The 21,516-nt window shown below is 71.8% G+C and carries 20 protein-coding genes and 1 pseudogene; 4 read left to right on the top strand and 17 right to left on the bottom strand.

Annotated elements, in window-relative coordinates; all coding sequences use genetic code 11:
• Nucleotides 1-19 precede the first annotated feature (19 nt).
• Complete coding sequence (locus IL992_RS29030; RefSeq protein ID WP_193206544.1) at nucleotides 20-382, top strand: response regulator; 363 nt, start codon at nucleotides 20-22, stop codon at nucleotides 380-382.
• On the opposite strand, the gene IL992_RS29025 is transcribed toward IL992_RS29030, so the two are convergent.
• Nucleotides 372-1,031 (bottom strand): response regulator transcription factor, encoded by a 660-nt coding sequence (locus IL992_RS29025; protein ID WP_193206543.1) that lies wholly within the window; start codon nucleotides 1,029-1,031, stop codon nucleotides 372-374. The two genes, IL992_RS29030 and IL992_RS29025, sit on opposite strands and share 11 nt — an antisense overlap.
• Nucleotides 1,032-1,257: 226 nt before the next feature.
• On the opposite strand from IL992_RS29025, the gene IL992_RS29020 reads away from it, so the two are divergent.
• A complete protein-coding gene (locus IL992_RS29020; RefSeq protein ID WP_193206542.1) occupies nucleotides 1,258-2,226 on the top strand; it encodes an alpha/beta hydrolase in 969 nt (322 codons plus the stop codon).
• Between the two features lie 139 nt (nucleotides 2,227-2,365).
• Here IL992_RS29020 and IL992_RS29015 read toward each other — a convergent pair whose 3' ends face one another.
• The gene (locus IL992_RS29015) at nucleotides 2,366-3,271 is read right to left on the bottom strand and encodes a hypothetical protein (RefSeq protein WP_226873960.1); all 906 of its coding nucleotides are present in this window, start codon (nucleotides 3,269-3,271) and stop codon (nucleotides 2,366-2,368) included.
• A 45-nt stretch (nucleotides 3,272-3,316) separates the two neighbouring features.
• Nucleotides 3,317-4,279, bottom strand: coding sequence for a S66 peptidase family protein (locus tag IL992_RS29010; RefSeq protein WP_319018892.1), 963 nt, complete (start codon nucleotides 4,277-4,279; stop codon nucleotides 3,317-3,319).
• 31 nt (nucleotides 4,280-4,310) lie between these two features.
• Between IL992_RS29010 and IL992_RS29005 the strand changes: the two genes are divergently transcribed.
• On the top strand, nucleotides 4,311-5,189 hold the full coding sequence (locus IL992_RS29005; RefSeq protein WP_193206541.1) for a sulfotransferase family protein: 879 nt from the start codon (nucleotides 4,311-4,313) through the stop codon (nucleotides 5,187-5,189).
• Between the two features lie 35 nt (nucleotides 5,190-5,224).
• On the opposite strand, the gene IL992_RS29000 is transcribed toward IL992_RS29005, so the two are convergent.
• The 7 genes and pseudogenes from IL992_RS29000 to IL992_RS28965 form a co-directional block, all read right to left on the bottom strand.
• Nucleotides 5,225-7,111 carry an ABC transporter ATP-binding protein gene (locus tag IL992_RS29000; protein ID WP_193206540.1) on the bottom strand — a complete coding sequence of 629 codons (1,887 nt, stop codon included), beginning with the start codon at nucleotides 7,109-7,111 and terminating at the stop codon, nucleotides 5,225-5,227.
• Nucleotides 7,112-7,262: 151 nt separating this feature from the next.
• On the bottom strand, nucleotides 7,263-8,117 hold the full coding sequence (locus tag IL992_RS28995) for an enoyl-CoA hydratase/isomerase family protein (RefSeq protein ID WP_193206539.1): 855 nt from the start codon (nucleotides 8,115-8,117) through the stop codon (nucleotides 7,263-7,265).
• A gap of 201 nt (nucleotides 8,118-8,318) precedes the next feature.
• Nucleotides 8,319-8,534, bottom strand: a complete 216-nt coding sequence (locus tag IL992_RS28990; protein ID WP_030507271.1) for a helix-turn-helix domain-containing protein — start codon at nucleotides 8,532-8,534, stop codon at nucleotides 8,319-8,321.
• Nucleotides 8,535-8,649: 115 nt separating this feature from the next.
• Complete coding sequence (locus IL992_RS28985) at nucleotides 8,650-10,248, bottom strand: ABC-F family ATP-binding cassette domain-containing protein (RefSeq protein ID WP_193206538.1); 1,599 nt, start codon at nucleotides 10,246-10,248, stop codon at nucleotides 8,650-8,652.
• 230 nt (nucleotides 10,249-10,478) lie between these two features.
• Complete coding sequence (locus IL992_RS28980; RefSeq protein WP_193206537.1) at nucleotides 10,479-11,633, bottom strand: WD40 repeat domain-containing protein; 1,155 nt, start codon at nucleotides 11,631-11,633, stop codon at nucleotides 10,479-10,481.
• Nucleotides 11,634-11,658: 25 nt separating this feature from the next.
• Nucleotides 11,659-13,197, bottom strand: a pseudogene (locus tag IL992_RS49035) (WD40 repeat domain-containing protein); the annotation flags it as partial.
• Nucleotides 13,198-13,582: 385 nt separating this feature from the next.
• Complete coding sequence (locus IL992_RS28965; RefSeq protein ID WP_193206536.1) at nucleotides 13,583-14,368, bottom strand: acVLRF1 family peptidyl-tRNA hydrolase; 786 nt, start codon at nucleotides 14,366-14,368, stop codon at nucleotides 13,583-13,585.
• Nucleotides 14,369-14,486: 118 nt separating this feature from the next.
• Between IL992_RS28965 and IL992_RS28960 the strand changes: the two genes are divergently transcribed.
• Nucleotides 14,487-15,830 carry an EAL domain-containing protein gene (locus IL992_RS28960; protein ID WP_319018890.1) on the top strand — a complete coding sequence of 448 codons (1,344 nt, stop codon included), beginning with the start codon at nucleotides 14,487-14,489 and terminating at the stop codon, nucleotides 15,828-15,830.
• A gap of 148 nt (nucleotides 15,831-15,978) precedes the next feature.
• Here the strand turns inward: IL992_RS28960 and IL992_RS28955 are convergent, their stop codons facing one another.
• The 7 genes from IL992_RS28955 to IL992_RS28925 all read right to left on the bottom strand — a co-directional run bounded on the left by IL992_RS28955 (nucleotide 15,979) and on the right by IL992_RS28925 (nucleotide 21,398).
• Nucleotides 15,979-16,584, bottom strand: a complete 606-nt coding sequence (locus IL992_RS28955) for a response regulator transcription factor (protein WP_079318769.1) — start codon at nucleotides 16,582-16,584, stop codon at nucleotides 15,979-15,981.
• On the bottom strand, nucleotides 16,581-17,750 hold the full coding sequence (locus IL992_RS28950) for a sensor histidine kinase (protein ID WP_193206535.1): 1,170 nt from the start codon (nucleotides 17,748-17,750) through the stop codon (nucleotides 16,581-16,583). The genes IL992_RS28955 and IL992_RS28950 overlap by 4 nt, the downstream gene beginning before the upstream one ends.
• A 111-nt stretch (nucleotides 17,751-17,861) precedes the next feature.
• Nucleotides 17,862-18,599 carry an ABC transporter permease gene (locus IL992_RS28945; RefSeq protein WP_193206534.1) on the bottom strand — a complete coding sequence of 246 codons (738 nt, stop codon included), beginning with the start codon at nucleotides 18,597-18,599 and terminating at the stop codon, nucleotides 17,862-17,864.
• Nucleotides 18,600-18,601: 2 nt separating this feature from the next.
• Complete coding sequence (locus IL992_RS28940) at nucleotides 18,602-19,486, bottom strand: ABC transporter ATP-binding protein (RefSeq protein ID WP_193206533.1); 885 nt, start codon at nucleotides 19,484-19,486, stop codon at nucleotides 18,602-18,604.
• A gap of 120 nt (nucleotides 19,487-19,606) precedes the next feature.
• Nucleotides 19,607-20,173, bottom strand: a complete 567-nt coding sequence (locus IL992_RS28935) for a hypothetical protein (RefSeq protein WP_193206532.1) — start codon at nucleotides 20,171-20,173, stop codon at nucleotides 19,607-19,609.
• A 55-nt stretch (nucleotides 20,174-20,228) separates the two neighbouring features.
• Nucleotides 20,229-21,074, bottom strand: coding sequence for an ATP phosphoribosyltransferase (gene hisG, locus IL992_RS28930; protein ID WP_193206531.1), 846 nt, complete (start codon nucleotides 21,072-21,074; stop codon nucleotides 20,229-20,231).
• Between the two features lie 60 nt (nucleotides 21,075-21,134).
• Nucleotides 21,135-21,398, bottom strand: a complete 264-nt coding sequence (locus tag IL992_RS28925; RefSeq protein WP_030507281.1) for a phosphoribosyl-ATP diphosphatase — start codon at nucleotides 21,396-21,398, stop codon at nucleotides 21,135-21,137.
• Nucleotides 21,399-21,516: the final 118 nt, after the last annotated feature.

Genomic DNA, 21,516 nt, shown 5'->3' with positions numbered 1-21,516 from the left:
CATCGGAGATGCTGGTCCCGTGTCAGTCAATGTGGTGGTCGTCGACGACGACCCCGGGTTCCGTCGCGTCGCCAGGGCGCTGTTGACCGCACGAGGGCTGCGGGTCGTCGCCGAGTCGTCGGACGGGGCATCGGCGGTCGCGGCGGTGCAGGAGCACCGCCCCGACGGCGTGCTGCTCGATCTTCATCTTCCGGACGAGGACGGTCTGTCCGTCGCCCGAGCGCTCACACGGGGGAGGCATCCGCTGAGGATCGTGCTGACCTCCACCGATTCGTGGACGTGGTCCGAGGAGGAACTCGCCGGTGCGGGGATCGTGCGCTTCCTGGCGAAGGACCGGCTGTTCGACGCCGATCTGAAGGCCCTTTTCTCGCCTACCGCCTGAGGTAGCGCAGCACGGCGAGGACGCGGCGGTGCTGTGAGGACTCCGCCTGCTGCAAGCCCAGCTTGAGGAAGATGCCGGTCACGTGGCGCTCCACCGCGGGGACTGTCACGACGAGCTTGTCAGCGATGCCGGAATTGGAATGTCCCTCCGCCATCAGCGCCAGGACCTCCCTCTCCCTGGGAGTCAATCCGTCCAGCGGGTCCGCTGTGCGCTTGCGGCTGACGAGCGTGGCGATGACATCCGGGTCCAGTGCCGAACCGCCGGCGACGACCCTCTGCACGGCGTCCATGAGGACCTGCTGGCTGGCGACCTTCTCCTTCAGCAGGTATCCGACTCCACTCGGATCGTCTCCGACGAGATCAAGGGCGAACGATGCGTCCAGGAACTGCGACAGCACGATCACGGGGGTGCCGGGACGCTCCGCCCGAATCCGGCGCGCCGCCTGGAGTCCGTCGTCGGCGAGGTTCGGTGGCATCCGGATGTCCGCGATCACCACGTCGGGCTTGTGCTCCGCGGCAGAATTGACCAGTTCCACCGCGTTGGAGACGGACGCCACGACCTCGACGCCGGACCGCTCCAGCATGGCCGTGATGCCCTCACGGACGATGACCTGGTCTTCTCCCAGCACTGCACGCAGAGGCCCACTCATGGAGGCATCCTAGTCGGCGGCTCCGAGCCGACCGGATCGCGCGGGGCGACGGCGCCACGAGGTGAACCGTGGGGTTTTCCCCACGTGCGGCCTCGGGGCGGCCGACACAGGAACTGGAGGCGGCTCGACAGCCGTCCGGACGGCCCGTGACCAGACTCGAAGACATCGCCAGGCGGGGTCCCCGCGGAGCCCCCCGTTCAGCCCCGCCCTCGAGTGGAGGAGCATCATGTCCGAGACGTTCACACCGGTTACGCCCGTGCTGGAAGAGGCCGCCGCGGCGTTTGCCGAGGCCACGTCGAAGCCGCCGTTCCTGTACCAGCTGCCCCCGGTCGAAGGCCGCAAGACGGTCGACGAGGTCCAGTCGGGGGAGGTTCCGAAGCCCGCCGTCGACGAGGAGTGGATCACCGTGCAGGGCGGGCCGACGGGCAGCGTCCGCGCCCGTATCGTCAGGCCCACCGGAGCCCGGGGCCCGCTCCCGGTCGTGCTCTACATCCACGGCGCGGGCTGGGTGTTCGGCAACGCCCACACCCATGACCGGCTCGTCCGCGAGCTCGCCGTGGGTGCCGGCGCCGCCGTGGTCTTCCCCGAGTACGACCTGTCGCCCGAGGCGCGTTATCCGATCGCCATCGAGCAGAACTACACGGTGGCCCGCTGGGTCGTCACCGACGGCGCCGGCAAGGAACTGGACGCCTCCCGGATCGCCGTCGCGGGCGACTCGGTCGGCGGCAACATGACGGCCGCGATGACCTTGATGGCCAAAGAGCGCGGCGACCTGCCGCTGACGTTCCAGCTGCTGTTCTACCCGGTCACCGACGCGAGCTTCGACACCGATTCCTACCACCAGTTCGCCGAGGGATACTTCCTGACCCGTGAGGCCATGAAGTGGTTCTGGGACCAGTACACGACCGACGAGAAGGAACGCACCGAGATCACGGCCTCGCCGCTGCGCGCCACCGTCGAACAGCTCGCCGGACTGCCGCCGGCGCTCGTCATCACCGGCGAGGCGGACGTCCTGCGGGATGAGGGCGAGGCGTACGCCGCCAAGCTGCGCCAGGCCGGCGTTCCCGTGACCGCGGTCCGCTACCAGGGCGTCATCCACGACTTCGTCATGCTGAACGCCCTGCGCGGCACGCAGGCCGCCGACGCGGCCATCCACCAGGCCATCGCCGCTCTGCGTACGGCACTGGCCGTCTGATCGACACGGTCGCCGCCGCGCCGCCCGCGTCGATCAACTTGTCCCCCGCCGGAGCTTCGGGAGTGCCGGGCTTCGCCCTTCGCGAGGTCGCCGGCGAATCAGACGTCCGCCCTCGACACCGTGCGGGCCCGGGGCGGGGCTACGACTGCCCGGCGATGCGGGCGAGGAGCCGGGCGAACTCCGGCGGCGGCGCGACGACCAGCCGGGTCTGCCCGTCGTGGCTGATGAGGTCGGCCTGGATGCGGGTCAGCTTGCCCCGGCGCCACCAGTACACGTGGGGGCTCAGCCCGTCGGCCCGGCCGGCGTGCTCGCGGTGCGCGAAGATGCGCAGGCGCTCGATCGCACGGACCACGCCGATGCCGGCCACCGGGTGCACCGCGACCATGCCCCGGTGCGGCAGCACGGCGAGCATGCCGTCCTCGGGCACGTCCATGTACGCCGTCAGGCGGCGCAGGTGGGCCGCCGCGCTGGGCGCGGTCAGCAGCGACACCTCGGTGCCGGCGAGGTCGAGCCGCGACACGGTGGGCCGCTCGTCGGTCAGGGCGTTGCCGATGGCCACGTCGAGCGCCTCGGCCGGCGGGATGGGCCAGCAGAACGCCTCCTCGGGCCGTACCGGACGGGCGCCGATGGTCAGCACCTCGATCAGGTCGGCGCTGAGGTGGCGGCCGATGATGCGGGAGGGGTCCGGGAAGGCGGGGTCGTCGGCGGCGTGGACCCGGGTGCGCAGCAGCGGCTTGATCGGCGTGAGGTTGCAGGCGTCGAACGGCTCGCCCGACACGGCGTGGGCCAGGTGCTCGGAGACCAGCATGGGCCAGTCCTCGCGGGCGCGGCGACCGGCCTCCCGGCGCAGGCCGACGAGGTTCACCACCCGCTCGCGCTCGGGCGAGGTCAGCGTCAGCGACGTGCCGTCAGCCGCGAACGCGCAGGTGTAGCCCATGGTCTCGGCGACCAGGGCCAGCAGGGAGTCGAGATCGACGTCCTCGACTGCTCTCGGGGCGGGATGGTCCGGCCGCGTCCGGCTGAGCAGTCGCCGCAAGAGTCCCAACGCACCATCCCTTCGCCACGGCCCGGGCACGCATCCGGGCGCGTCTCAGGTTGCCGCGTCAGAGTCGCGGAAGGTGCCCGCGACAGAGCACGATTCGGTCACAATAGCCACATTCGTCTCCAACCACATCGCCATCTGTGGTGTGCCGTGGCCGACAGGCAGGCCCGCGACGGTCGGCACGCCCAGCGGGGCCAGGAGTTCGGCCAGCATGGGCAGGGGGTCGCCGCACTCCACCCACGATCCCAGCACGATGCCCGCCGCGCCGTCGAGACACCCGGCCTGCAGCAGTTGCGTCACCATGCGGTCGATCCGGTACGGCTCCTCGGTGACGTCCTCCAGCAGCACGATACGGCCCCGCGCGCGCAGCGCGTACGGCGTGCCGCACAGGGCGGCGAGCAGGGCGAGGTTGCCCCCGGTGAGACGGCCCTCGGTCCGGCCCGGCACGATCACCCGGTCGCCCGCGACAGGCGCGGGCCGGCCGCCCTCGAACAGCGCCTCGCGCAGATGGGCGAAGGTGACCGGCTCGGGCCCCTCCGGCTCGCTGATCGCCCCGGTGGCCGGCATCGGCCCGAACAGCGTCGCCAGGCCCAGCCGGTCGGCGAAGGCCCGGTGCAGCGCGGTGATGTCGCTCGACCCGAGCAGGATCTTCGGACCGGCCGCCGCCATGGCGTCCCAGTCGAACAGCCCGAGCAGCCGGGTGGTGCCGTAGCCGCCCCTGGCGCAGATGACCGCCGCCACCCCGGGATCGCACCACGCGTCCTGGAGGTCGGCCGCCCGTGCGGCGTCCGGCCCGGCCAGGTAGCCCTCCCGCGCGAGGATCGACGCCCCGTGCACGACCCGCAGCCCGAGCCCGGTCAGCACCTCGGTGCCACGCTCGAGCCGTACGGGATCGACGGGGCCGGCCGGCGCGACCAGCGCGACGGTGTCGCCGGGCCGCAGCCGCCGGGGCAGGCTCGGGACCGTTACCGAGGCGTCACCGCCCGCCCCGCCGGGGAAGCGCTCGCTCACCCTTCAAAGGGTGTCAGACTTAGCGGTATCTATGCGACCTCCGACGCACATCCTCGTGGTCAACGGTGTCAAGGTCCGCCGTCCGGTGTTCGTTGTCGCGGCGCCGCACTCCGGCGCGGACCTGCTGGGCCGTGCCCTCAAGCGCTCGCCCGGCTTCCACGTGACCATGGGCAGGGGCCCGGTGGCCCGCGTCGTCTACGCCTTCGCCAGGAGGCCGTCGATCGCCCGCAGCGGCGGCGCCCCGCAGGTGCTGCGCGACGTGCTGGCGGAGGCGTGGCAGGTGGTCCCGGCGGCGTGCGCGGAGTGCACGGCCACCTGCAGGGAGGCGGGCGGCATCGTCGGCGCGGGGCCCTGCGTCGGGCCCGGCACGCTGTCCCGGTTCGGCGACGCCAGCCCCGACCTGCTCTACAGTGCGCCGGTGCTCCTGCAGGCGTTCCCCGACGCCCGGCTCATCCAGATCATCCGCGACGGCCGTGACGTGGTCGCCGACATGCTCGCCGACCCCGCCTGCATGACCTGGGTCAAGCCCCACATGCTGAGCGAGGACGCCGAGTTTCCCAACCCGTTCCTCGGCGTGCGCTCCGCCGAGCATCGCGAGCGCTGGGCCGGGATGCCACCCGCGGGCAAGTGCGCCCTGCGCTGGCGCGGCGCCGTACGGCTGAGCGCCGCCCTGCGCCGCGAACTGCCCGGCGAGCACCTGCTCACCCTGCGGTACGAGGACATGGTGGCCTCGCCGGGAGAGGCCATCGACGCGGTGTCGTCCTTCCTGGAGGCCAAGGTCTCCACGATCGCGCTGTACGGCGCGACGATCCCCCGGCCGGGAAGCTGGCGCAGGCGGCTGTCGGCCGAGGACGCCGAACTGGTGGAGAAGGTGGCCAAGGAGGAGCTCGCCCGCCTGGGCTACCGCTGAACCGTCATCCCGGCGTCTCCGGCGTTTCGGGCGTCTCAGGAACCGCCCGGGCCGGAGCCGGTGAACTGGGTGCGATACAGCTCGGCGTACGCGCCGCCCCGGTCCAGCAGCTCCTCGTGCCGGCCGCGTTCGACGACGTGGCCGTCCTCGACCACCAGGATCGTGTCGGCCTCGCGGATCGTCGACAGCCGGTGGGCGATCACCAGCGACGTCCTGCCCCGCAGGGCGGTCTTCAGCGCCTGCTGCACCGCGGCCTCGGACTCCGAGTCCAGGTGGGCGGTGGCCTCGTCGAGCACCACCACCCGCGGCGCCTTCAGCAGGAGGCGGGCCAGGGCGATGCGCTGCTTCTCCCCTCCCGACAGCCGGTAGCCGCGGTCGCCGACGACCGTCTCCAGCTCCTCGGGCAGGTTCTTGACGAGGTCGGCGATCTGGGCCGCGCGCAGGGCCTCCCAGATCTCCTCGTCGGTCGCCTCGGGACGGGCGTAGCGGAGGTTGTTGCCGATCGTGTCGTGGAACAGGTGGGCGTCCTGCATGACCACGCCGACGGTGTCCCTGATGCCGTCCAAGGTGGCGTCGCGGACGTCCACGCCGTTGATCCGCACGGCTCCCTCGTCCACGTCGTACAGCCGGGACACCAGTTGGGTGATGGTCGTCTTGCCCGCGCCCGAGTGGCCGACGAGCGCCACCAGCTCGCCCGGGTGCGCGGTGAACGACACGCCCTTGAGCACCTCCTGGGAGGGCCCGGTGTCCGGGCGGGCCACCGACTCGAGCGAGGCCAGCGACACCTCGGAGGCGGCCGGGTAACGGAAGCGGACGTCGTCGAACTCGATCGTGACCGGTCCCTCGGGGATCGGCCGCGCGTCCTGCTTCTCGGCGACCATCGGCTTGAGGTCGAGCACCTCGAAGACCCGGTCGAAGCTCACCAGCGCGGTCATCACGTCCACGTGCACGTTCGACAGGCTGGTCAGCGGGCCGTACAGGCGCATGAGCAGGGATGACTGGGCGACCAGGGTGCCGAGCGCGAAGGCCCCGGAGATCGCGAGCGCGCCGCCGAGGCCGTAGACCAGCGCGGTCGCCAGCGCGGCGACCAGGCCCAGCGCGATGCGGAACACCGCGCCGTACATGGCGACGATCACACCCACGTCGCGGACCCGGCCCGCGCGCTCCGCGAAGTGGGCCGCCTCGTCGTCCGGCCTGCCGTACAGCTTGGCGACCATGGCCCCGGCCACGTTGAACCGCTCGGTCATCACCGAGCTCATCTCGGCGTCGAGCTGCATCTGCTCGCGGGTCAGCGCGGACATCCGGCGGCCCACCCACTTGGCCGGGAAGATGAAGATCGGCAACAGCACCAGCGCGACCAGCGTGACCTGCCACGACAGCACGAGCATGGTGCCGAGCACCATGACCAGGCTGATGACGTTGGACACCACCGACGACAGGGTGCTGGTGAGGGCCCGCTGCGCCCCGATGACGTCGGTGTTCAGCCGGGAGACCAGCGCGCCGGTCTGGGCGCGCATGAAGAAGGCGACCGGCATGCGCTGCACGTGGTCGAAGACCTCGGTGCGCAGGTTGTAGATCAGGCCCTCGCCGATGCGGGCGGAGAACCACCGCTGCACCAGGCCGAGCCCGGCGTCCAGCACCGCGAGCGCCCCGATCGCCACGGCGAGCCACACCACGACGTCGACCCGCCCGGGGGTGATGCCGTAATCGATGATCGCCTTCATCAGCAGCGGGTTGGCGACAACGATGACCGCGTCGACCACGACCAGCGCGAGGAACCCGGCGATCTGGGTGCGGAACGGCCGGGCGTAGCCGGCGATGCGCCGGACGGTCCCCGGCGCGAGCCGCTCCTTCGTCACGGAGCTGTCACGCCGTAAGGACCGCATCACCTGGAGACCGTAGCCCCCGTTCATCATCGACATATGCCGTACATCCTCCCAGCCGTGCAGCGGTGGGAGGACTCCCCCGATTCCCCCGTCAGCTCGAAGCGAACAGCGTCGGTCGGTTCGAAGCGGCCGGCGCTCGCAGTTCGCCCCGACACAGTGCTCGTCAGTTCGGCGCGAACAGTACCCGTCAGTTCGCCCCGAACAGTGCCCGGATGCGCGTCACCTGCTCGGCCCGCTCGGCGGCGGCCTGCTCCTCCAGCGTGCGTCCCGGCGCGGCCTGCAGCAGCCTCTTCGTGGCGGCCGCGGCGGCGCGGTCGGTCGCCAGCAGCGCGGCGGCAAGGTCCTGCACGGCTTGGGCCAGCTCGGACGCGGGCACCGCGATCTCGGCCAGGCCGAGCCGTACGGCCTCGGCGGCCCCCACGGTACGCGCGGTCAGGCACATCTCGATGGCCCGGGGAACCCCCACGATGTCGGCCAGGGGCTTGGTCCCGGTCAGGTCGGGAACCAGCCCCAGCGCGGGCTCCTTCATGCAGAACTTCACGTCGTCGGTGACGACACGCAGGTCACACGCGAGTGCGAGCTGGAAGCCCGCCCCGATCGCGTGGCCCTGCACGGCCGCGATCGACACGATCTCCGGCCTGCGCAGCCACAGGAAGCCCTTCTGGGCCTCAGCGATCCGCTGCTCGAACTCGGTGTCGCCGAGCGCCGCGGCGCTCGCGAACGATCCCTGCCCGGGCACCCCCTCGGGCGTGAACATCCGCAGGTCGATCCCGGCTGAGAAGGACGGCCCCTCGCCTCTGACCACGACCACTCTCACCTGCTCCGGAAGGGTCTCCCCGATCCGGGCCAGGGCCGACCATGTCGCGAACGTCTGCGCGTTGCGCTTGTCCGGCCGGTCCAAAGTGACGGTCGCGATCTCGCCGTCCACCTCGAAGCGCAGTCCGACCTCGGCCGGCGCGGCCGCCGAGATCGTCGACACATCGGAGCCGTCGCCCGTCTCACGGGCGTGCTCCAGATTCCCCCCCATTGCCGCTTCCGCCATGCCCTGCTCCTGCGTCCGGTGCGGAGCGACGTCGCCTCGCACGGCCGGTCCGGTGCGGCGCACCGTCCGTGCCGGGCGTCCGCCCTCCTGGTTCATCCCGCGGTCGCGCCCGAGCTTACCGAATATCGTTCTGGCGAGTCGGACGCGACCGCTCCTCCTGCAGGAACGAGCGGCTGCGGTCGCGCGTCTTGAGGTGGATCTCTAGCGCTTGGACTTGCCCCGGGTCGCGCCGCCGCGCCCGCGCAGAGTCACCCCGGACTCGCTCAGGATGCGGTGAATGAACCCGTACGACCGGCCGGTGGAAGCAGCCAGAGCGCGGATGCTCTCACCCGCGGAATAGCGCTTCTTGAGATCAGCGGCCAGCTTTTCCCGGTCGGCCCCGGTCACCCGGGTGCCCTTCTTCAGAGTCTCGGCCACGAGTACCTCCTGTAGTGCCAGACTTCCGCAGCGTTACTTCAGCCCATGATCAGTCATTTCGACGGGATCGGCTACCTACTCCGCGGGAAAAGATCCCTACCCGCTCAAATTAAGATCAGGCAAGCGCCACAAGATCGGAAAATTCGTCGCTCCATGCGTCTTCTACTCCGTCTGGCAACAGAATCACCCTATCCGGCTTCAGCGCCTCCACGGCCCCCTCGTCGTGCGTGACCAGCACAATCGCGCCCGTGTAGGAGCCGAGGGCCGCCAGCACCTGATCGCGGGAGGCCGGATCGAGGTTGTTGGTGGGCTCGTCGAGCAGCAGCACGTTGGCGCTCGACAGCACCAGCGTCGCGAGGGCGAGACGGGTCTTCTCGCCGCCGGACAGGACCCCGGCGGGCTTGTCCACGTCGTCGCCGGTGAACAGGAACGACCCCAGCACCTTGCGCAGGTCGACGTCGGCCAGGTCGGGCCCGGCCGACCGCATGTTCTCCAGGACCGTGCGCTCGGGGTCGAGCGTCTCGTGCTCCTGCGCGTAGTAGCCGAGCTTGAGCCCGTGGCCGGGCAGGACCTCGCCGGTGTCGGGCTTCTCGATGCCGGCGAACAGGCGCAGCAGGGTGGTCTTGCCCGCGCCGTTCAGGCCCAGGATGACGATGCGCGAGCCCCGGTCGACCGCGGCGTCGACGTCGGTGAACACCTCCAGCGAGCCGTACGACTTGGACAGGCCGCGGGCCGTCAGCGGGGTCTTCCCGCAGGGCGCGGGGTCGGGGAAGCGCAGCCTGGCCACGCGGTCGGAGCGCCGCTCGCCCTCGACGCCGGAGAGCAGCCGTCGCGCGCGCCGCTCCATGTCCTGGGCCGCCTTGGCCTTGGTGGCCTTCGCCCGCATGCGGTCGGCCTGGGACAGCAGGGCGGACGCCTGCCGCTCGGCGTTGGCCCGTTCCCGCTTGCGCCGCTTCTCGTCGGTCTCCCGCTGGGCCAGGTACGCCTTCCAGCCGACGTTGTAGGTGTCGATGACGCAGCGGTTGGCGTCGAGATGGAGCACCCGGTTTACCGTCGCATCAAGAAGGTTTACGTCATGGCTGATGATCACCAAGCCGCCCTGGTGCGAGCGCAAAAAATCACGAAGCCAGCCGATCGAGTCCGCATCGAGGTGGTTTGTCGGCTCGTCAAGCAGGAGAGTCTCCGCTCCGGAGAACAGGATGCGGGCCAGTTCCACCCGCCGTCGCTGGCCGCCGGACAGGGTCTCCAGCGGCTGGCCGAGGACGCGGTCGGGCAGCCCGAGGCTGGAGGCGATCGAGGCCGCCTCCGACTCCGCGGCGTAGCCGCCGAGGACGTGCAGCCGGTCCTCCAGGCGGCCGTACGCGCGCACCGCCCGGTCGCGTACGCGCTGGTCGTCGGCCGCCATGCCGGCCTCGGCCTCGCGTAGTTCGCGGAGCACGTCGTCGAGGCCGCGGGCCGACAGGATCCGGTCGCGCGCCAGCACGCTCAGGTCGCCGGTGCGGGGGTCCTGCGGCAGGTAGCCGACGCTGCCGGAGATCGTGACCGTGCCCGCGGCGGGCAGGCCCTCTCCGGCCAGCACCTTGGTGAGGGTGGTCTTGCCGGCCCCGTTGCGGCCGACCAGACCGATCTTGTCGCCCGGGTTCACCCGGAACGAGGCGCCCTCGATGAGCAGGCGCGAGCCGGCGCGGAGTTCGATGTCAGAAGCGATGATCATGATGAAGGGGACACTCCCGTAGGTGATGAGGTCAGGATCGGCACCGGGAGCGATCAATCGGGAGTGCGCATGGGCTCAAGTGTAGTGCCGCCGCGTCCACCGCCGCCTGGCCGCGAGATCCGGCCGCTCCGCCGCTCGCCAGGCGACGTCCGGCGGACGACACCCCTCGCCCTGCGGCCCCCGGGGTTCGCCGGCGGCGTGCCACCCGCCGGGGAGTCCGGCTGCCCGGCTCAGGGTGAGCCGCACGTCCTCCGGTACGGCGTCCCCTTGATGAATCGGCGCCATTCTTCTGGAGTGAGGTCACGCCCGACAGCCCGGCAGATGCGGCTCGCCGTCTCCTGGGCGCCGGTGTCCCACAGCATCACGTTGTGATCGGCGCCGGCGGTGGCGAGCGTGCGGCCGTCAGGGCTGAAGGCCACCGCTGCTACCGCCTGCGAGTGACCGAAGAGCTGAGCTGTATGGGCCCGGCGACGGACGTCCCACAGGGTGACCGTGTGGTCACCGCTGGTGAAGGCGAGGGTGCGGCCGTCGGGACTGAAGGCGACGCCGTTGACCGGCAGGCTGTGGCCGGTGAGGGTGGCCAGGCGGGCGTGCCGGGCCGCGTCCCACAGAATCACGGTCTTGTCGGCGCTCGCGGTGGCCAGAGTGCGGCCGTCGGGGCTGAAGGCGACGTCCAGCACGGCATCGGTGTGTCCCGCGAGCGTGACGGAGGTCCCCTTCTCAAGATTCCACAGGGTGACGGTGCCGGTCGGCGTTCCCGGGGACGGTGCGATCTCCGCCTCCGCCATGGCGAGCGTACGCCCGTCGGGGCTGAAGGCGAGGGCGTTCACGGGCGGGGTCGCGGCCGTGCGTACGCCGCGCAGGGATCGATCTCGGATATCCCACACCATCGTTCGATGGGCGCTGGTCGCGGCGAGCAGGCGACCATCGGGGGTGAAGGCGACGTCGACGACCTCCGTGGCGTGACCGGCCAGGGATGCCTGCGCGGTGTCCCACAGGATGATCCTCCCGTCTTCTCCCGCCGAGGCCAGCATGGACATGCGGGGGTTGAAGTCGAGGGTGTAGACGTTGGCCTTGTGCCCGCTGAGGCGTCCCCGCAGCACACGGCGTTGGACGTCCCACAACAGAATCGCCGGGTCGTGTCCCGAGGTGGCGAGGGTTCGTCCGTCGGGACTGAACCTGAGGGCGATCACCGGCCCCGGCCGCCGATGGGTGAAGGTCGCAAGGCGGGCGCGCCGGCCGACGTCCCACAGGATCACGGTCGTGTTCCCGCCCGCGCTGGCCAGAGTGCGACCGTCGGGGCTGAAGGCCACGGCGCTGGCAGTCTCGGCGTGCCCGGTCAGGGTCGCCAGCTGGACACGCCGCGCGAGGTCCCACAGGATCACCCGTCTGTCGTCGCCCCCCCGTGGCCAGAGTGCGACCGTCGGGGCTGAAAGCCACGCCGCGGACCTTCGCGGTGTGCTCCCTGAGCGTCGTCAGGCGGGTATGCCGGACGGCGTCCCAGAGGATGACCGTGTGGTCGTCACTGGCGGTGGCCACCGTCTGTCCGTCCGGGCTGAAGGCGATCTCTCTGATCTGCGCTGTGTGCCCGGCAAGGGTGGCGACACGCGCACGTGCCGCCGTGTCCCAGAGCACGAGATCCCCATCGTCTCCGCCGGTCGCGAGCACCTCCCCGTCCGGGCTGAGCGCCGCGGCCTTCAGCCAGGTGTCGTGCCCGGTCAGTGCGGCCAGCCGGATCCGGCGCCGGACATCCCACACCCCCACCGTCCTGTCCCTGCCGACGCTGAGAAGCGTTCGGCCGTCGGGACCGAAGAGCACCTGGGAGACGGCGCCGGTGTGGCCGGCGAGCGTACCGTTGTGGGCCTGCAGGACCGAGAGGCTCAGCAGGGCCCCGCGTGCCTCGTCGGTCGGCGCGCGGGCGAAGGCCTCCGCGGCCAGCAGCATGGCGGTCTCGGACTCGGAGTCTGTCAGGGTGAGCGTCTGGGCGGCGAGCTGACGCGACAGCGCGATCCGGTGGGCGGCTTCGGCGTCCCGCCACTGCTGGACCGCTGTCAGGCCGGTAGCCGTGGTGACAAGCAGCAGGAGTGCGAGGCCGAGCGCCAGGTAGCGCAGTTGACGGCCGCGGCGGACGGCTCTCGCGCGCTCGGCCTCGTCCCTGTGGATGGAAGCGTCCAGGAAGTCGCGTTCCCGCCTGTTCAGCACACCGCGGTGGCCGTCGCCGGCGGCCCACTCACGGGCGATCGCCAGCCGGGCGCCCCGGTACAACGCCCCGGGATCGTGGTCGAGCGCCGCCCATGCCTGGGCAGCCTCGGTGAGCTGGCGGCGCACGCGCAGGGCCTCCCGGTCGTCCGTCAGCCGCCGGTGCAGGCGAGGCCAGCCCCGGAGCAAGGCCTCGTGGGCGATCTCCACGGTGTCGTCGCCGAGGGTGATGAGCCGGGCCTCGGCGAACAGGCCGAGGACGGCCTGGGAATCGGGGTCGTCGATGTCCAGTTCGTCCTTGGTGATCCGGCGGGCGGTGTCGTCCGTGCCCTCTCCCAGGGCGGTCAGCCGGATGAACAGGTCCTTGGCACGAGATTGCTGCGCGGGGGTGAGTGCGGCGTAAAGTGTCTCCGCGGTTCTGACCAGAGCGCCGTGGATTCCCCCCGCCGCCCGGTATCCCGCGAGGGTGAGCGTGTTGCCGCGACGCCGGCGCCAGGTCTCCGCCAATGCGTGGGAGACGAGGGGCATGGCCCCGGGCTGCCCGACGGCGTCGGCGACGATCGCGGCGAGCAGGGCGCCTTCGACGCTGCAGCCGACGGCGCGGGCGGGCTGCGTGACGGCCTGCCGCAGTTCCTCGGTCGTCATGGAAGCCAGGAGGATCTGCGCGTCCGTGAGCGCCGCCGCGAGATCGGGGAATCGGGGGCGGACTCTCGGTCGCCCTGTCCGCCGGTCCGGCGTACGGGTCCACAGCGAACTGCACGAACGGAGCCAACGGCTTCGTCAGCATCCCCCACAACAAGTCCGGGACCGTCGAGACCACCGCCGACCTCGGCGGCGGCCGGCGGGCCGAACTACACATCGCCTGGATCAATGGCGTCCCGCACAGATGGGCCAGGATCAGCGGAACCACCAAGGCCGGGGATCTGGTCTGGCTGGACTACAGCACGACCTATGGAAACGGCTGGATTCAGTGTGGACCCTGGACCGTGCAGAGCAACGGGTCGCCCAACACCAGCGCGGCGCACCCGGTGGCACGCACGCCCGGCGAGCAGTACCGCGCCTGCGGGCGACGGGTCGACGGGAACTCCGTATGCGGACCCTGGTTGTAGGTGAAGGTCCGGCGGCTGACGGTGCGTCAGGGGTCGAGCAGGCGGATCCGTACGGCGCGGAACAGTGCGGGGGCGCCCTCCAGGACCGTCAGCCGGGGGTCGGGGACGGTGAGGAAGGGGCCGGTCTCCAGGGCGAACAGCGGCGCGAGGCGCCGGTCCAGCCTGATCTCGTCGATCGAGCGCCGGTCCCCGCCGAGCACGACGGCCTCCAGGTCCGCGAGCCTCGGCAGGAGCACCCGGGCGGCCACGTCGGCGGCGGCCCGCAGCGCCTCGGCCGACTGCTTGTCCCTGCGCCGGGCGAAGCGCTGCTGCGACCACCCGCCCGCCGCGCTGCGCCCGTGGACCTGGCGCGAGCCGACCTTGGCGGTGACGAGGCGGGAACCGGTGAAGACGCCGGCGGCGTGCCCGCCGAGCCGGGCCAGTAGCACGCCGACGGTCCGCTCACGGCGCACGTGGGCCACCAGCGCCGCCGCGGGCGGAGGAAGGCGGAACTCGCCCTCGCGCCCGCCGTCTCCCCCGGCGCTCTCGCCCGCGTCATCGTGCGCTTCCGGCACCGCCGGCCGCGGTGCTACCCGGACGGGCTCCGGCGACGGGGACGACGAGCGCGGCGGCGGCATCGGGGAGCGCAGCGGCGGGAACGGCACGTGGCACTCGGCGACCGCGCCGTCGGCGGCGTCGAGACGGACCAGGTCCGGCAGGACGACGGCCTCGATCGCGCCGTGCCGCCCGGCGAAGCGCGCGATCCATCCGGCGAGCCGCTCGGGGGCGACCGAGATCCATCTGCCGCCTCCCGCGGCGGGCCGTGCCGTCATGGCTGATCAGCCTACTCATGCACCCGTCTGTCGGATTCCGTCCAACTGACGGGGAAATATAGGTGAATTTCCTCCTGCGGACGTCAACGTCGGGGTCCCGGGGTCCCACAATTCAATCGTGTCGCTCCCCTCCCCTTCGGCGGCGCCGCTCGCCGCGACCACTCAGAGCGTCCCGGCGCCCGGCCCGGCCCCGGCGACCCCGTTACCCCCGGACAGCGCGCGGGAACACGGCCCGGCCAACGTCGTGTGGGAACACGCCCCGGCCAATATGGTGCGGAGGTACACCCCGGCGGCCGCCGCCCAGCCGTACGACCAGCGCGCGTACGCGCCCGCGGCTCCCGCGCCCGGCTTCCCCGGCCCGGCCGCCCCGCTTTTCCTTCCGGTGGTCGACCTCGACACCGGCGGCGCCGTGGCCATCGAGGTGATCGCCGAGGGTTCCTCCTCCGGCGCCCCGGGCGTGGAGGGCACGGTGAACGGCGTGCTGGCCGCCGCCCGCGAGGAGGCCCTGCTGCCGCTGGTCCTGCCGATCTCCGCCACCGCCGTGGCCGGGGGCTCGGCCGGCCTCGCGCCGCTGCACGAGGCGATGCGCATGTGCAACCGGCGTCCGCGCGAGGTCATCCTCGTGATCGAGGGCGATCACGCGCCCGTGACGCGTACGGCCCTGCTGTCCGGGATCGACGGACTGCGCGCGGTGGGCTACCTCATCGCGTTCGGCGGCATCGGCACCGCCGCGCTGCCGCTCGACCTGCTCGCCGACGCCTCGCCGTACGTGATCGCGCTGTCCGCCGACCTCGTGGCGCGGGGGCCGCGCGATTCCCGGCGCGGCGCGCTCGCGGAGTCGCTGGTCCGTCTGGCGCGCGGCGTCGGCGCGCACGTGCTCGCCCCGGGCGTGCGGGACGAGGCGCAACTGGCGGCCGTACGCGGCTGGGGCATCAGGCTCGCGCAGGGTCCCCTGCTCGCGCCGTCCGACTGGCGGCCCTCCCACGGGTACAACCGCGTCCACGTGCCGCTGCCGGTGCCGGAGGCGGCCGCCGTCAACGCGGCGCTGGGCCCCCGGGTGCAGGAGTTCCTGCTTCCCGCGGTGACGCTGCCCGCCGGGTCGACGGCCGAGGAGGTGGTCGCCGTGCTGAGCGCCGAGCCCTCGATCACGAGCGTGATCCTCGTGGACGAATACCAGCGTCCGCAGGGCAGCATCGACCGCAGCCGGTTCCTGCTCTTCATGGCCGGGGCCTACGGCCACGCGCTGCACGCGAAGAAACCGGCCGGCCGCCTGGCGGACCCCGCGAAGATCGTGGCGAAGACGACTCCCGTGATCGCGGCCATGCAGGTGGCGGGGCGGGACAACGCCCGCGTGTACGACGACCTCGTGGTGGTCGACGAGGTCGGCAGGTGCATGGGCGTGGTCCGGGTCGGCGACCTGCTGCGGCACGCCGCCGACCTCCAGGCGCAGCCGTCCCGCTGAGACCACCGCGCGCTCGCGGCCGAGGGCGCGTTCGGCCTTCTTCATCCGCCGTGCAGCGGCGGCGACCATCCGTCGAGGCCTAGGGGAAGTCGTGCGCCGACATCGGCGAGGAACCGGCCCACGTCGCAGACCTGCGACGCGTCGCGACTCAGAGCCAGCCCTGCGCCTGCGCCTTCTGGACGGCCTCGATGCGGTTGCGCGCGCCGGTCTTCTGGATGGCCGCCGACAGGTAGTTGCGCACCGTGCCCTCCGACAGGTGCAGCCGCAGCGCGATGTCGTTGATCGTCGAGCCGTCCGCGGCTGCGGACAGCACGTCGCGCTCGCGCGGCGACAGGGGGTTCGGGCCGGCGCTGAGCGCGGCGGCGGCCAGCCCCGGATCGATCACGCGCTCGCCCCGCAGCACCCGCCTGATCGCGGCGGCCAGTTCGCTCGCGGGGCTGTCCTTCACCAGGAAGGCCACCGCCCCTGCCTCCATCGCGCGGCGCAGGTAGCCGGGCCTGCCGAAGGTCGTGAGGATCACCACCCGGCACCCGGGCACCCGGCGGCGCAGCTCCTCGGCGGCGGCGATCCCGTCCCTGCCGGGCATCTCGATGTCGAGCAGCGCGATGTCCGGCCTGGTCGCCTCGGCGACGGTGATCACCTCGTCCCCGTTCGCCGCCTCTCCGACCACCTCGATGTCGGGCTCCAGGCCGAGCAGGGAGGCGAGCGCTCCCCGCACCATGCTCTGATCCTCCGCCAGCACGACCCTGATCATTCGCCCAACCTATCCGCGATCATCTCCGCCGTACGGTCCAGGGGCGGCGCAACCGCGATCCGCACCCGGAACCCCCGCTTGCCGGCCTCGACCTCGAGGTTCCCGCCCGCCGCACGCACCCGCTCGCCGAGCCCGGCGAGGCCGTTGCCCGGCTCGTACGCACCGCCGCGGCCGTTGTCCCCGATCTCCAGCACCGCGCTCTCCTCGCCGTACGACACGTCGATCTCGCAGCGGGTGGCTCCGGAGTGCCGTACGACGTTGGTGGTGGCCTCGCGTACGGCCCAGGCGAACAGGCCGTCGAGGTCCTCGGGCAGCGGGGTGCCGCGGGTCCGCACGGTGAGTGCGACGCCGGCGGCGCCCAGCGCCGACCTGGCCCCGTCGATCTCCTCCGACAGGCGGCGCCGGCGGTATCCGCTGACGGCCTCGCGCACCTGGGCCAGCGCCTGCCGCGCCACCGACTCGATGTCGGCCACCTCCCCGGCCGCCTTCGGCGAGCCCTGCTCGCCCAGGCGGCGGGCCAGCTCGCTCTTGAGCACGATGAGCGAGAGGCTGTGTCCCAGCAGGTCGTGCAGATCGCGGGCGATCCGCAGCCGCTCCTCGGTGGCGGCCAGCCTGGCGACCTCGCTCTGCGCCTGCCTGAGCTGGACGACGAGGACGCGGGTGTTGCGAACGCTCATGAACAGCACGCCGAGCGTGACGACCTGCAGCACGAGCGCCCACACCGTGCCGTCGTCGGCGCCCATGGCCTTGCCCTCCGCGAGGACGAGCGCGGCCATGGCCGCGACACCCAGCAGGGCGCGGCGGGGCGGCAGTCCCATGGCGTAGGCGACCACCAGGTAGACCGGCAGGGTCAGCCAGGAAGGGCTCCGGAACAGCAGCGGGAAGACGGCCCCCATCACCGTCGCGACGCCGAGCAGGGGGAACATCCACCGGGGGTGGTCGTCGAGGGCGCGCGGCCCCAGCACGACCGTCAGGTAGACGGCCACGAAGACCGCGAGCGCGGCCATCCACCAGACCGCCCGCGCGCCGGTCACCGTGCCGTCGACCACCTCGGACACCGGGTAGAAGAGGTAGATCAGGCCCAGCGACATGCCCATCAGGCGCCTCAGGCGAGAGGGACGGTCGTCCATCCCGCCGAAGGTGAACACTCTGGCCAGCCGGCTCATCCCGCTGTCCCTCCGAACGTGGTGATGTCAGGTGCGCGCTGTCGCACTGTCCCGATCAGGCGCGCGCTGTCGCACTGTCCCGATCAGGCGCGCGCTGTCGCACTGTCCCGATCAGGTGCGCGCTGTCGCACGACGGTAGGCGACGAGAGCCAGCGCCACCAGGGCCACCCCCCAGACGAGGATGCCGGCCGCGTCGGCCGCGTGCGGGGTCTCGCCCGCCGCGATCCGCCATCCGATGCGCGCGTAGTCGTACGACGGGGTCACGTGCGCGATGCTCTTCATTGCCGCGGGCATCATGCTCTCGGGGAACCAGAGCCCGCCGAGCAGGGCCAGCCCGAACATGCCGATCATCGCGACGGGCTGCGCGGTGTCGGGCGGCAGCAGGGAGCCGATCGCCAGACCGAGCGCCGCGAAGGGGATCGTGCCGGCCCACATCGCCAGGATCAGCTCCACCCACCGCACCGGCGACAGCGACACGTGCTGGGTCAGCACCGCGGCCAGGCCGACGAGCAGCAGCGACGGCAGGACCAGCAGCAGCGAGGAGACCAGCTTCGTCAAGATGATCGCCCGGCCCGGCAGCGGGGTGATCTGGAGCTGCCGCAGCCAGCCGCTGTGCCGCTCCTGCGACCAGGGCACGGCCGTCGACATCATGGCGGCGGCAAGCGCGCCGTACGCGGCCATCGAGACCATCAGCAGCACGCTGCCGCGCAGGCCGGTCGCCTGATCGGACTCCGATCCCCAGAGGTTGGAGTAGAGGAGGTAGAACCCGACGGGGAAGGCGACCACGAAGATGACGTAGCGCTTGTTGCGCAGCATCCGCAGCAGTTCGACCTTGATGTAGTGCCGCATCGTCAGGCCTCCTTGGTGAGGGCGAGGAAGGCGTCCTCCAGGTCGGCCCCGTGGAGCTGGAGGTCGCGGATGTCGAGGGTGGTCTTGCGATACAGCGCGGCGACGGTGGCGTCGAGGTCGGTGGTGCGCAGCGTGACCCGGCCGCCCTGGAGTTCCACGCCGGTCGTCCCGGGCAGGGCGTCGAGCCCGGCGACCGGCTGCTCGCCCAGCAGGAAGCTCACCGCCTGACCGGCGACCCCCGCCTTGATCTCGGCGGCGCTGCCGTCGGCGACGACCCGGCCGCGGGCGATCACGACGACCCGGTCGGCGTTCTCGTCGGCCTCCTCCAGGTAGTGGGTGGCGAACAGGATCGTCCGGCCCCGTGCGGCGTACGCCCGCATGTTGTCCCAGAACGTACGGCGGGACTCGACGTCCATGGCCGCGGTCGGCTCGTCGAGCAGCAGCAGCCTCGGCCCGCCCGCGATCGCCAGCGCGAACCGGACCCGCTGGGTCTGCCCGCCGGACAGCCGGTCGGCCCGCCGCCGGGCGAGCTCGGTGAGGTCGGCGAGCCGGAGGATCTCCTCCAGCGGCAGCGGACGGGGGTAGAGCCGCCGCACGAAGTCCACGGTCTCGGCCACGGTCAGCTCGGGGATCAGCGCGCCCTCCTGGAGCATCGCGCCGATCTCCCCGTTGGCGACCGCCGTCTCCGGCGGCTCGCCGAAGACCCGGATCTCACCGGAGCTGGGCCGCAGCAGGCCGAGCAGCATGTTGATCGAGGTGGACTTCCCGGCCCCGTTCGGCCCGAGGAGGGCGACCGTGGCGCCGGTCGGGACCTCCAGGTCGAGGCCGTCGACCGCGAGCACGTCCCCATACCTCTTGGTGACGTCGGTGAAGGCGATGGCGTTCATGCCCTCACGGTAGAGATCGGGCGGGTCCGCCCATCAGTGCCGCGTCTCCGGCCTTCGCGATGACATTTGTCACCCGCCTCCCTCCCCCGTACGAGAGGGAGGGAGGAAACACAGGGGTCGTCAGGCCACGCGTCTCAGGTCCATCTGGAAGTTCTGCCGCCAGGTGGCGCCGCCGTCGAGGGTGTACTCACCGACCTCGTGCCACGTTCTGCCGGTGAAGCGCAGGGTGTACCGGATGGTGGGCCCCCCGGTGTGGAGGCTCCACTGGAAGAAGTCGTCGCCGACCACGGGCACGGACTCGGTGATGTGTCCCTGGGAGAACGCCTCCCACCGGTACTGCCCGGTCTGGTCGCTGTAGCTGACGACCGCGAGCGCGGTGTCCACAATCCTGCGCGGATCGATCTTGTCCCGCCCCTGGCCCTCCACCGTGAGCACCTGGCCGCCCGCCTTGTAGGCCACCTTTTCGGTCTGGAGGAACTCCTGCCGGCCGGAGGCGGTGTCGACCCATCCCGAACCGGCCCATCGCCCGACCATGAAATCGAGCCTGCGGATCGCGTCGAGTTGCGTCGGGGGGACGTCCGCCGCCCCCGCGCTGGTCGCCGAGTGCTCCGCCGCGACGGCGGGCGCGCCCGCCGCGAGGGTGAGCGCGCAGATCAACGGCACCAGCAGACGATGTAATCGCATCATGACGCGATCTTGACACACGTCCCGCCACGGTGACAGCGGGTCGGGAAAGCCTGGTTCAGAGGCGGCAGGCGAAGATGGCGGTGACGAGGATCGCCTTGGCGCCGATCTCCCAGAGCTGGTCCATCACCTGCTGGTGGCCCTTGCGCGGGACCATCGCCCGCACGGCCACCCAGCCCTCGCGGTGGAGCGGGGAGACGGTCGGCCCCTCCATACCCGGGGTGATGGCGATGGCCTCGTCGATGCGCTCGGCCCGGATGTCATAGTCGATCATGACGAAGTCGCGGGCCACGATCACGCCCTGCAGGCGGCGGATGAGCTGCTGGAACCCGTTGGCCTCGGGGGCGCCGGCCCGCTTGATCAAGATGGCCTCGGAGTGCGCGATGGGCTCGCCGAACACCTCCAGGCCGACGTTCCGCAGCGTCGTGCCGGTCTCCACCACGTCGGCGACCGCGTCGGCGACCCCCAGCCTGATCGCCGTCTCGACCGCGCCGTCGAGCTTGATCACCCGGGCGTCCACGCCCTGGTCGGCCAGGTACTTGCCGAGCAGCCCGGCGTACGAGGTGGCGACGCGCAGGCCGGACAGCCCGGAGACGCCGGAGTAGGCGCCCGGCGTGGAGGCGAAGCGGAACGTCGACCGGCCGAACCCCAGCGGCATGACCTCCTCGGCGGGGGCGCCGGAGTCGAAGAGCATGTCGCGGCCGGTGATCCCGGCATCGAGAGTGCCCTCGCCGACGTAGACGGCGATGTCGCGCGGGCGGAGGAAGAACAGCTCGCAGGAGTTCTCGGAGTCGACGACCACGAGCTCCTTGCTGTCCCTGCGCTGGCGGTAGCCCGCCTCCTTCAGCATGGTCTGGGCGGCCTCGGAGAGCGCGCCCTTGTTCGGTACGGCGATACGCAGCATGAGTGGGAGATCCTTTCGGGCAAGAACGAGGTCGATGGACGATCCGGGCCGCCGTGGCGGCTACAGATGCTTGTAGACCTCGTCCAGCCCGATCCCGCGCGCCAGCATCAGGACCTGGACGTGGTAGAGCAGCTGCGAGATCTCCTCGGCCGCCCGGTCCGCCGACTCGTGCTCGGCCGCCATCCAGCTCTCCGCGGCCTCCTCGACGACCTTCTTGCCGATGGCATGGACGCCGGCGTCCAGGGCGGCCACGGTGCCGGACCCCGCGGGCCGGGTGCGCGCCTTCTCTGCCAGCTCGGCGTACAGCTCTTCGAAGGTCTTCATGGTCTCTCTCGGGTCGTGAACCTGTGCCTTCAGGGTATCGGCCCCAGGGTAGTCGCGGGGGCGGGCCGCCGCGCCCCGCGTCCACCCTGCGAGATCGGGGCCTGCTCGGGCCGCTGCG

The sequence above is a fragment of the Microbispora sitophila genome, from assembly GCF_014892245.1.
Taxonomy (GTDB): Bacteria; Actinomycetota; Actinomycetes; order Streptosporangiales; family Streptosporangiaceae; genus Microbispora; species Microbispora siamensis.
The sequence above is the reverse complement of the archived record's forward strand: the minus strand, read 5'-3'. Positions and strand labels throughout refer to the sequence as shown.

Bases quoted from the DNA above. Each gene is read 5' to 3' on its own strand.
- IL992_RS29025 (WP_193206543.1), bottom strand. From the start codon at position 1,031: ATGAGTGGGCCTCTGCGTGCAGTGCTGGGAGAAGACCAGGTCATCGTC.
- IL992_RS29020 (WP_193206542.1), top strand. From the start codon at position 1,258: ATGTCCGAGACGTTCACACCGGTTACGCCCGTGCTGGAAGAGGCCGCC.
- IL992_RS29005 (WP_193206541.1), top strand. From the start codon at position 4,311: ATGCGACCTCCGACGCACATCCTCGTGGTCAACGGTGTCAAGGTCCGC.
- IL992_RS29000 (WP_193206540.1), bottom strand. From the start codon at position 7,111: ATGTCGATGATGAACGGGGGCTACGGTCTCCAGGTGATGCGGTCCTTA.
- IL992_RS28995 (WP_193206539.1), bottom strand. From the start codon at position 8,117: ATGGCGGAAGCGGCAATGGGGGGGAATCTGGAGCACGCCCGTGAGACG.
- IL992_RS28985 (WP_193206538.1), bottom strand. From the start codon at position 10,248: ATGATCATCGCTTCTGACATCGAACTCCGCGCCGGCTCGCGCCTGCTC.
- IL992_RS28965 (WP_193206536.1), bottom strand. From the start codon at position 14,368: ATGACGGCACGGCCCGCCGCGGGAGGCGGCAGATGGATCTCGGTCGCC.
- IL992_RS28955 (WP_079318769.1), bottom strand. From the start codon at position 16,584: ATGATCAGGGTCGTGCTGGCGGAGGATCAGAGCATGGTGCGGGGAGCG.
- IL992_RS28950 (WP_193206535.1), bottom strand. From the start codon at position 17,750: ATGAGCCGGCTGGCCAGAGTGTTCACCTTCGGCGGGATGGACGACCGT.
- IL992_RS28945 (WP_193206534.1), bottom strand. From the start codon at position 18,599: ATGCGGCACTACATCAAGGTCGAACTGCTGCGGATGCTGCGCAACAAG.
- IL992_RS28940 (WP_193206533.1), bottom strand. From the start codon at position 19,486: ATGAACGCCATCGCCTTCACCGACGTCACCAAGAGGTATGGGGACGTG.
- IL992_RS28935 (WP_193206532.1), bottom strand. From the start codon at position 20,173: ATGATGCGATTACATCGTCTGCTGGTGCCGTTGATCTGCGCGCTCACC.
- hisG (WP_193206531.1), bottom strand. From the start codon at position 21,074: ATGCTGCGTATCGCCGTACCGAACAAGGGCGCGCTCTCCGAGGCCGCC.
- IL992_RS28925 (WP_030507281.1), bottom strand. From the start codon at position 21,398: ATGAAGACCTTCGAAGAGCTGTACGCCGAGCTGGCAGAGAAGGCGCGC.